The 9,311-nt window shown below is 56.9% G+C and carries 12 protein-coding genes and 1 pseudogene; all 13 read left to right on the top strand.

What is annotated here, in order from left to right:
* The first annotated feature begins 25 nt into the window (after positions 1 to 25).
* The gene (locus PR833_RS19615) at positions 26 to 664 is read left to right on the top strand and encodes a transglycosylase SLT domain-containing protein (protein WP_248129426.1); all 639 of its coding nucleotides are present in this window, start codon (positions 26 to 28) and stop codon (positions 662 to 664) included.
* Positions 654 to 1,208, top strand: coding sequence for an integrating conjugative element protein (locus PR833_RS19610; RefSeq protein ID WP_248129427.1), 555 nt, complete (start codon positions 654 to 656; stop codon positions 1,206 to 1,208). The genes PR833_RS19615 and PR833_RS19610 overlap by 11 nt, the downstream gene beginning before the upstream one ends.
* Complete coding sequence (locus tag PR833_RS19605) at positions 1,208 to 1,405, top strand: hypothetical protein (protein WP_248129428.1); 198 nt, start codon at positions 1,208 to 1,210, stop codon at positions 1,403 to 1,405. The genes PR833_RS19610 and PR833_RS19605 overlap by 1 nt, the downstream gene beginning before the upstream one ends.
* Positions 1,398 to 1,739, top strand: coding sequence for a hypothetical protein (locus tag PR833_RS19600; RefSeq protein WP_272526443.1), 342 nt, complete (start codon positions 1,398 to 1,400; stop codon positions 1,737 to 1,739). The genes PR833_RS19605 and PR833_RS19600 overlap by 8 nt, the downstream gene beginning before the upstream one ends.
* A pseudogene (traD, locus tag PR833_RS19595) lies at positions 1,736 to 3,882 on the top strand (type IV conjugative transfer system coupling protein TraD). The gene PR833_RS19600 and the pseudogene traD overlap by 4 nt, the downstream one beginning before the upstream one ends.
* Positions 3,869 to 4,627, top strand: coding sequence for a TIGR03747 family integrating conjugative element membrane protein (locus PR833_RS19590; protein ID WP_248129430.1), 759 nt, complete (start codon positions 3,869 to 3,871; stop codon positions 4,625 to 4,627). Before traD ends, PR833_RS19590 begins: the two are co-directional and overlap by 14 nt.
* A gap of 433 nt (positions 4,628 to 5,060) precedes the next feature.
* On the top strand, positions 5,061 to 5,387 hold the full coding sequence (locus PR833_RS19585) for an integrative conjugative element protein, RAQPRD family (protein ID WP_248129431.1): 327 nt from the start codon (positions 5,061 to 5,063) through the stop codon (positions 5,385 to 5,387).
* Complete coding sequence (locus PR833_RS19580; protein ID WP_214177009.1) at positions 5,384 to 5,623, top strand: TIGR03758 family integrating conjugative element protein; 240 nt, start codon at positions 5,384 to 5,386, stop codon at positions 5,621 to 5,623. Before PR833_RS19585 ends, PR833_RS19580 begins: the two co-directional genes overlap by 4 nt.
* Positions 5,624 to 5,718: 95 nt before the next feature.
* Complete coding sequence (locus PR833_RS19575) at positions 5,719 to 6,033, top strand: TIGR03745 family integrating conjugative element membrane protein (RefSeq protein WP_394805324.1); 315 nt, start codon at positions 5,719 to 5,721, stop codon at positions 6,031 to 6,033.
* A 12-nt stretch (positions 6,034 to 6,045) separates the two neighbouring features.
* A complete protein-coding gene (locus PR833_RS19570) occupies positions 6,046 to 6,462 on the top strand; it encodes a TIGR03750 family conjugal transfer protein (RefSeq protein ID WP_108202130.1) in 417 nt (138 codons plus the stop codon).
* Positions 6,455 to 7,099, top strand: coding sequence for a PFL_4703 family integrating conjugative element protein (locus PR833_RS19565; RefSeq protein ID WP_216684209.1), 645 nt, complete (start codon positions 6,455 to 6,457; stop codon positions 7,097 to 7,099). The genes PR833_RS19570 and PR833_RS19565 overlap by 8 nt, the downstream gene beginning before the upstream one ends.
* Positions 7,096 to 8,001 carry a TIGR03749 family integrating conjugative element protein gene (locus tag PR833_RS19560; protein WP_216684210.1) on the top strand — a complete coding sequence of 302 codons (906 nt, stop codon included), beginning with the start codon at positions 7,096 to 7,098 and terminating at the stop codon, positions 7,999 to 8,001. The genes PR833_RS19565 and PR833_RS19560 overlap by 4 nt, the downstream gene beginning before the upstream one ends.
* Positions 7,998 to 9,311, top strand: a 1,314-nt coding sequence (locus PR833_RS19555) for a TIGR03752 family integrating conjugative element protein (RefSeq protein ID WP_272526442.1), incomplete at its 3' end; no start/stop codon positions are given. The genes PR833_RS19560 and PR833_RS19555, both read left to right, overlap by 4 nt.

Raw genomic sequence — 9,311 nt, 5'->3', positions numbered from 1 at the left:
ACTCACACCTTAATTCGGAGGCGTGATGCGTAAAAATTCCCTGCTCATGCTTGTCCTGCTGCTGTTTTCCGTGCCGTTACCGGCGCGGGAGGTGCCGCCGGGCTACCGTGAGGTGGCCCGGCAGGAGAATGTACCGGCAGAAGCGCTGTATTCCCTGGCACTGACGGAGTCATCCTGGACATTACCGGCACATCACCCGCAGGCCGGTGAAATCCATCCCTGGCCGTGGACACTGAATGTGGCCGGTAAAGGATACCGTTATCCGACACGGCAGGCCGCCTGGCAGGCTTTACAGGCATTTTTACAGACGACATCCCCCAAACGCATCGATGTGGGCATTGCACAGGTCAATTTAGGCTGGAACGGGCATCACTTCCGTTCTGACTGGGAGGCTTTTGATCCTTATACCAATCTGCATGTGGCAGCCCGTATTCTGAAGCGCTGTTATGACACATCACCGGGCAGCTGGCTCCGTGCTGCCGGCTGTTATCACCATCCGGCGGGCGGTCAGCCCGCCACCCGTTATAAAGGTATCGTCCGGCGCCAGCTGGCAACACTGACGGGCGGTACCCAACCTGTTTCCGCTCATTTACCGGTAGCCATTGCAGAACGACCGGTATCGTTTGTGTGGATAGAACCGGAGAACAAAACCAATGCGAAATAATTCTGAAGAAAAGACAACGCGTGCCTTTTATCCCCTGTCCGTCCTGGGGATGCTGCTGTTTTGCGTTGCCGGCGGCAGTCAGGCGGCGTTAACGGTGGTGGCGGATTATGGCGGGCAGCCGACCGCGCCTTTTTATGACGCAATAAATAATGCCCCGAATGAATGGACAACAAAGCCGGCGTCCCGCCCCCTGCCGTCCATGATGGCACCGTCAATGGTGTTGCCGGTTGAGACACCGGAAATGACACCGGGGGAGGTGGATGATCGCGCGCTGCATTTACCGGGGATTGGGGCACTGTATCTGGTGGGGGATGATCCGTTATCCCGGGCCTGGCTCACACAGCATGCCACCCGGCTGAAGGCAATGAATGCGGCCGGGATGGTGGTGAATGTGAAATCGGACGCCGGATTACAGGCGCTTCAGGCACTGGCTCAGGGAGGACTGCTCTCCCCGGCATCCGGTACCGATTTGGCTCACCGTCTTCAGGTATCCCATTACCCGGTTCTGATCACGGAAACCGGGCTGACCCAGCAGGTGAAGTAATGTTACCGCCGATATGGCCTTCAGACGGGGTTGACTCCCCGGCATTCTGGCTGGCCCTGCTGATGTGGTGTGTATTTTTTGTTGTGATGGGGATCCTGGGGAAAAAAAATAGTCCTGCCCGCCGTCATCACCACGGTCACGGGAAAAAAACGCGTGTGCCGGAAAAAGAAAATCCGTCAGATCCTCCTTATGGTTAAGCACTGTTTTCCCGGGAAACACTGGCTGAGTTTTGAGCACTGTTTCCCCGGTAAACACTGGTTAAGTTTTGAGCACTGTTTCCAGTGGAAACACTGGCTAAGTTTTGAACACTGTTTCCACTGGAAACACTGGCTAAGTTTTGAACACTGTTTCCCCGGGAAATACTGGCTAAGTTTTGAGCACTGTTTCCACTGGAAACACTGGCTAAGTTTTGAGCACTGTTTCCACTGGAAACACTGGCTAAGTATTGAACACTGTTTCCAGTGGAAACACCGGTTAAGTTTTGAACACTGTTTCCCCGGGAAACACCCAGAAAAGAGTCTGAGAGAATGAGTGATCGTTATGTGATAGAGGCCTGGCTGCGACCGGCCGTGGAACTGAACAGTGCCCTGGTGTCCGGCGGGGCGGCATTTGTGTGTGCGGTGGCCCCCTGGGCTGTGGCATTGTCTCCGTCTGTGAGTTATGTCACCGCCGGCGCGTTTGCCGGCTTTTCCGCACTGCGGGCGCATCAGGGATTCCGGGTCTTACGTTACCGCCGGAATCTCCGGCGTCTTCCCCGTTATCAGGTGACGTCGGCACAGGTGCCGGTCAGCCGGCAGCGCCTGTTTCTGGGAAAAGGGTTTCAGTGGCAGCAGAAACACACGCAGCGCCTGCTGGAAACCCAGCGCCCGGAAGTGGAGCGGTATGTTCAGCCGCCGGCACATTACCGGCTGGCCCGGCAGTTTGAACTCCGTTTTGAATCCCGTTTCCCGGCGGTTTGCCGGCTTTTGCAGAAAGACAGTCGCCTGAATCCGGTCCGCCCGCTGCCGCCGGTGGGGGAAATCCGGTGTTACACGGTGTGGAGCCGGATGAAGTGAATGTGACGATGGATTTGCGTGAACGGGTCGGTCATATGCTGGTACTGGGAACCACCCGTGTCGGCAAAACGCGTCTGGCGGAACTGCTGATCACGCAGGATATCCGCCGGGGCAATATCACGATAGTGTTTGATCCGAAAGGGGATGCGGATTTGCTGCGCCGGATGTGGGCGGAAGCGCACCGGGCGGGACGCAGTGAGGAGTTTTATGTGTTTCACCTGGGCTGGCCGGATATCAGTGCCCGTTATAACGCCATCGGCCGTTTTGGCCGGGTATCCGAAGTGGCCGGGCGGGTTGCCGGCCAGTTATCCGGTGAAGGGAACAGTGCGGCGTTCCGGGAGTTTGCCTGGCGGTTTGTCAATATTATTGCCCGGGCACTGGTCGCGCTGGGAGAGCGTCCGGATTATGCGAAAATTTTACGTTATGTCACCAATATCGGGGAACTCTATCAGACGTATTCGATGCAGGTGATTAAAGCACAACTGCCGGATTTATTTGCTCAAATCGAGAATGCACAGAATGCGCTGACCGTGGAGGATGTGCCCCGTCATCTGCAAAGTGATCCGAAAGCGGTGGCTATCTGGGCAACAGAGCTGGCGTTAAGCAGTGAAAAAGGGAAAAAAATCTATGATCCGATTCTGGACGGGCTGCGCAGTGCGATCCGTTATGACCGGACCTATTTTGATAAAATTGTGGCCTCCCTGCTGCCGTTACTGGAAAAACTGACCACCGGAAAAACCGCAGCCCTGTTATCGCCGGATTATACCAATATGCAGGATCCCCGTCCGATTTTTGACTGGCAGCAGGTGATCCGGAAAAAAGGGATTGTGTATGTCGGTCTGGATGCATTATCGGATGCGGAAGTGGCGGCGGCGGTGGGAAATTCCATGTTTGCGGATTTGGTCTCGGTAGCCGGGCATATTTATAAATTCGGAACCGGGGATGGTCTGCCGGAGGAAGGGCACGCCGGAAAATTACCGATCAGCCTGCATTGCGATGAGTTTAATGAACTGATGGGGGATGAATTTATTCCGTTACTGAACAAGAGCGGGGGGGCGGGGATTGAGGTGACGGCTTACACGCAGACCTGGTCTGATATTGAGGCCCGGCTGGGGAATGCCGCCAAATCGGCGCAGGTCACCGGTAACTTTAACACTCTGGTGATGTTACGTGTCCGTGAACTGATGACCGCAAAATTACTGACAGAACAGTTGCCGGAAGTGGATATTTACACCAAAACCCTGGTATCCGGGATCACCGATATTTCCAACCCGGGGCAGGGGAGTGATTTCACCTCCAATACCCAGGACAGGGTCAGTATGGTGGCGAAACCCTTACTGTTACCGGCAGATATTATTCAGTTACCGAAAGGGCAGGCGTTTGCCCTGCTGGAAGGCGGAAAGTTGTGGAAAATCAGGATGCCCCTGCCGGCGGCCGGGGAGGATACCCTGATGCCACCGGATTTGCAAAAAATCGCACAGTATATGGAGAAAAATTACCGCACCGGCGAAACCTGGTGGACGGCAACACCATTTGCGGATGTACACCCGGACACCGGCGGCATGAACGTAACTGAGATGAATCCGGATACCGAAGGAGGCAACGATGGCAACAACTGAAGCCCGTCAGGAAACCCCGCGTCATCCGGCAAAAGAACCCGGTTTGCTGACCAAACTGGTGTGGCACTGGCCGTGGGCCATCATCGGTGTATTACTGGCTTCCTGGGTATGCAGTCTGGTGATTGAATGGGTCGGGATTGCATTCTTCTGGCCGGACGAAGGAGCAGACCATAGCCGGCAGGTGATGTTAACCGAGAGCGGGTATCTGTCGGAAGGGTTTACCCGCAGTCTGCTGATGTCCAGTCCGGCGCAGTGGCTGGCGCATACCGTAGAGCAGGCATACCGGTGGTTGTTTGTGGAGTCCGGCCTGATGGACAGCTGGCAGAACGTCTACCCGGTGCCATCGGCCAATGGGAATGCGATCGCCCGTGAACTGGATAACTGGCGGAGCTGGCTGGTGTCTGAGCTGAGGGACTATCTGCTGGCGACAGTGTATGTGACGCTGACGTTTTTTATCCGGGTGACCATTCTGGTGCTGTCGATGCCTTTGTTTATTATGGTGCTGCTGGTCGGCATGGTGGAAGGTTTTAACCGGCGTGATTTGCGGCGTTATGGTGCCGGGTATGAATCCAGTTTTGTGTATCACCACGCCAAACGCTTTGTCAAACCGGCCTTTTTTGTTCCGTGTATGATTTATCTGTCCTGGCCGTCTGCCATTTACCCGAATCTGGTGTTGTTACCGGCGGCGCTGTTGTTCGGGCTTGCGGTGACAGTGGCCACTGCCTCATTCAAAAAATATTTATAGACGCTGGACAGAGACACACAACACTTGTTTTTGTGTGTCTCTGTCAGCAGACAAGCGGCGTGCCCGCGCGTCAGGACGGAGTTATCCGGCGCAGACAGCGGGAGGGATGAGTGAATGCAGAAAATAAAGTGGCGGTGTGTCGGCCGGGATAAGTTGCCAGCCAGCGTATTAAAAACAGGTTTTTTTGTATGTCAGATTTGACCTGTCCGTCCTGTTCTGCCAGATGCAGCGCAACCAGTGCACACCAGGCAAAATGCCCTGATTTTTGAGTGATTGTCAGTGTCATAGGGATACTTTTTATTTCTTCGTTTCATCTATTTTCGCAAAAAGCAAGCAAAATAAAATTAAAAATTTTGGAAAACTAATTGTTTGCTGTTTTTTCTGCCCGCCTTTTTTACCCTGACTCCACATTCACCGTCTTTAAGGAGTCGTTATGCGATTATTTTCTCCTCTCACTCCCCTGTGTGCACTGGTGGTCAGTGCCTGTCTGGTGTGCCCGGCACAGGCCGGGGAAAAAGATGAACTGGCGCTGACCTTAAAACAGCTTGAACACATCCAGGCGAGTCTGGAGCGTGCCCGTATTCAGGCAAATCAGGATAACCGCACCCGTTTTTATTTTGATTATTCCCGTGCCTCCGGAGAGGTGGAGATTATCCGGCAGGGGATTGCCCGCTATCTGGAGCCGTCCCGTGCCCAGCCCACGGTGCCGGTGAATGTGGCGGAGCCGCTGCGCGGGGATTACCGCCGGGAGCAGCGATGAATCCGTCACAGCAGGCGGCGTTTGAGGCCGCTGCCGGTCCGGGGATGTCTCCGGCTGTTCTGAATCTGTTGTGTATCGGGGCATTACTGGCGGTGCTGTTTTTATGGGCGGCCTGGGGACTGGTTGATGTTTACCGGGGCTGGGCAAATGACAGTGTCCGTGCCGCCAAAATGGGGCAGTTTGCTGTCCGGGCGGTGATATTACTGGTGGTCTGCATCTGGATGTTTGCCAGCTGAGTGTGTTGTTGACTTTATTTTACAGGATGAAAAGGCATTTTATGAAGATAAACACGTTTTGGGGGCGGGGTGCCCGCCGTATGGGGACGTCAGTGATGACGTTATGGTCGTTATTCAGTCTGATGCCGGTGTATGCCGCACTGCCACAGGTGGAGCCCCCCTCTTCCGGCGGCGGTGGCGGGCTGATGGATACCCTCAAGGGCTATATTAATGACGGGATTGTGATTGGCGGGCTGGTTGCGGCGGCGGTGGCTTTTATTGTGGTGGCTCAGGCGGCGATTTCCACTTTCAATGAAGTGCGGGATGAAAAAGCCGGCTGGGGTAAATTCGGCGCCATTGTTGTGGTCGGTGTGGTCCTGATTGTGGCGGTCGTCTGGCTGGCCGGAAAATCCGCCACCATTATTTTTTAAGCGGAGGCAACGATGCAGACCATCGATTTTATGCCGGATCGCTTAAATGCGGAACCCACCGTCTTTCGCGGATTTACCACCCATGAGATGTTTGCGGCTGCCGGCGTCGGTTGTGCGGGCGGGGTTATTATCAGTCTCCCGCTGTTACCGCTGGCCGGATGGGTTATTCTGCCGACCGGGGCACTGATTATGCCGTTGGTCGTGGTATTTTTCGGCGGCACCTTTCTGACCCGCATCAAACGCGGAAAACCGGAAAATTATCTCTACCGCCGGTTGTCCTGGAAACTGCAAACCGGGTTTGCCCGCACCCTGCCGCTGACCGGGCGGCTGACCGAAAAATCCCTGATCACCGTGTCTCAGGGCTGGTTTTTACGCCGGACACAGGCAGTGTCACTGTGCCGGTATCTTGCCGGAGGCCGCCATGAGTAAATTCCGTCATGCCCTGCAAAACCGGGATCAGCATATTCTGACCCTGCGGGTGATCTGCGGGGTACTGATTTTCTGCCTGTTAGTGGCATTTACCGGCTGGATGCGGGCGCCGGATAAACTGACCATCCATAATCCGCCGGATTTACGATCCGGCAGTACCCGTGCATGGTGGGAAGTGCCGCTGCCGACGGTGTACGCCTTCAGCTTTTATATTTTTCAGCAGCTCAATGCCTGGCCGAAAGACGGTGAGGTGGACTATCCGCGCAAGATTGCGCAGCTCAGTGCTTATCTGACGCCGTCCTGCCGGGCGTATTTTGAGAAAGAGGCTGCTTACCGCACCACGCTCGGGGAGCTGAAAGGACGCTCCCGGGTGGTGTATGAAATCCCGGGGCGCGGGTTCAGTGAGGATAAAGTCCGGGTGATTGACCGGGATAACTGGATTGTGCGCCTGGATTTGGTGGCGGATGAATATTTCAGTGCGGAGCCGGTCAAGCGGGTAACGGTGCGCTATCCGGTGAAAGTGGTGCGCTGGGAGGGGGATCCGGAAAGCAATCCGTTCGGGCTGGCGCTGGACTGCTATGACGGGACACCTCAGCGTCTGGAAGCCGCGGAGCAGAATAAGGAGGCCAGTCAATGAGCATCAAACATCATCTGACCGCCTGTGCGCTCGGGGTTTCAGCGGTGCTTTCTGCGGTTTCACTGCCGCTGCCGGTGCAGGCGGTGGAACTGGTCCGCTGGGAGCGTATTCCGCTGCCGGTGTCCCTGCATGTGGGGGAAGAACGCATTGTGTTTGTGGAAAAAAATGTGCGTGTCGGGTTTCCGCCGTCCCTGAATGAGAAACTGCGGATACAGAGTACCGGCGGGGCGGTCTATCTGCGGGCGGAAAGTGCGTTCCCGCAGACCCGTCTTCAGTTACAGGATGTGGAAAGCGGGGAAATCCTGTTGCTGGATGTGACAGCCACGGCAGGTAAAGGGGCGCTGGAGCCGGTACGGGTGGTGTACAGCGGGGAAGTCAGCACGCAGCGTGACAGTCAGACCGTCAGACGCAGCGGGCAGACCGGCGGGACCGCCGGCAATACGGCCCCGGCGGCAACCGGAACCGGGGAGCGCAAAGCGAAGCCCCGTTATCCGGCCCCGTTACCGGTATTACTGACCCGTTATGCCGCCCAGAGTCTGTATGCGCCGTTAAGAACCGTGGAGCCGGTGCCCGGTGTACAGCCGTTATCACTGAGCTTACCCGGAACACTGACGGCACTCTACCCGTCAGCGCCGCTGACCGCACAGCCGCTGGCCGGCTGGCAGGCGGCGGAGTACCGGGTGGTGGCGGTGAAACTGACCAACCAGTCCGCTCAGAAAGTGGTGCTGGATCCCCGTCAGTTGCAGGGGCAGTTTGTCAGCGCCACGTTCCAGCATCAGTGGCTGGATGTGAAGGGCACCCCGGAGGATACCACCACGGTATATCTGGTGATGAAAGGCAAACCGGATAAGGCATTTCCGGCGGAGCCGCCTGTCCGGGGAACGGGAGGGAAAGCCCGATGAAAGTGACATCCAATACGCTGGTCAAAATACTGGTGCCGTCCGCACTGACGCTGGCGGTGCTGATCGGCATCAAAAGTTGTCAGCCGGAGACGCCGGCCGGTAACGGCGGGCAGGACAGTCTGTCTCAGTCGATTAATGATCTTGACCCGGGAGAGCTGAAGTCGCTCGGGATTGAGGGGGATACCCCGGCCGATACGCTGCGGACACTGATTGGCACCATGAAAACGGTGCGTGACCGTCAGGCGGAGCTGATTGCCCAAAACGAGAAACTGCTGGAAGAGAATGCGCAGCTGCGCAGCCGGCAACAGAATGTATCGGGGCAGATCCAGTCTGCGGTGGCCTCTGTCCGTCAGGAAGCGGAGAGTCAGCAGCGTGCTCTGCAACAGGAGCAGCAGACGCTGATGCGGCGTCTGGATACCCTGGGGGCGTCACTGACCGCCCCGTCAGGTCAGCCGGCATCCGGCAGCGGACACGGCGATATTCCGCTGGGACTGGGGCTGGATGCCCAGGGCAGCGGGCTGACGGTGAAAGACGGGCTGTTGTGGGCTGAGCCGCAGGATGCTCAGCCGGCTGAACCGGGAAGGAGTGTGAACGGACAACCGGCTAAACCGGCGTTTCCGACGTCTTTTCTGGAGGATAACGCCATTACCCGTCAGAAAGCGGAACTGGACCGGGTGGCGAAAAATCAGCGCACGCTGTCCGGTACGGCGGACGGTGAGGCGCATACCGAACCGGCTTACACGATACCCGAAAATGCCACTCTGGTGGGCAGTCAGGCGATGACGGCATTGCTGGGCCGGGTGCCCATCGACGGTAAAGTGACCGATCCGTATCCGTTCAAGGTGGTGGTGGGAAAAGACAACCTCACGGCGAACGGCATTGCGTTACCGGATGTGGAAGGGGCGGTGATCAGCGGCTCGGCCACCGGTGACTGGACATTGTCCTGTGTGCGCGGGGATATCACCTCGATCACCTTTGTCTTTACGGACGGCACGGTACGCACGGTGCCGAAGCCGGCTGACCGGACGGACGGCGGCAGTCAGGCCGGCAGCGGACAGAATGCCCGCAATAACGGCGGATCGCTCGGCTGGATCTCGGATGAGAGCGGGATCCCGTGTATCAGCGGTGAGCGTAAAACCAATGCCGGCACCTATCTGCCGACCCTGTTTGCCCTGACAGCAGCGGCCTCGGCCGGGAATGCGATGTCACAGAGCCAGTATACCGCGCAGAACAACGGTTACGGTATCACCTCCTCGCTGTCCGGGGATGCGGGAAAAGCCGCGCTGGGCAGTGCCATCGGCGGCGGTTTT

Source organism: Providencia sp. PROV189 (assembly GCF_028480065.1).
GTDB classification, from domain to species: Bacteria; Pseudomonadota; Gammaproteobacteria; order Enterobacterales; family Enterobacteriaceae; genus Providencia; species Providencia stuartii.
This window is presented reverse-complemented; position numbering and strand designations above follow the sequence as displayed.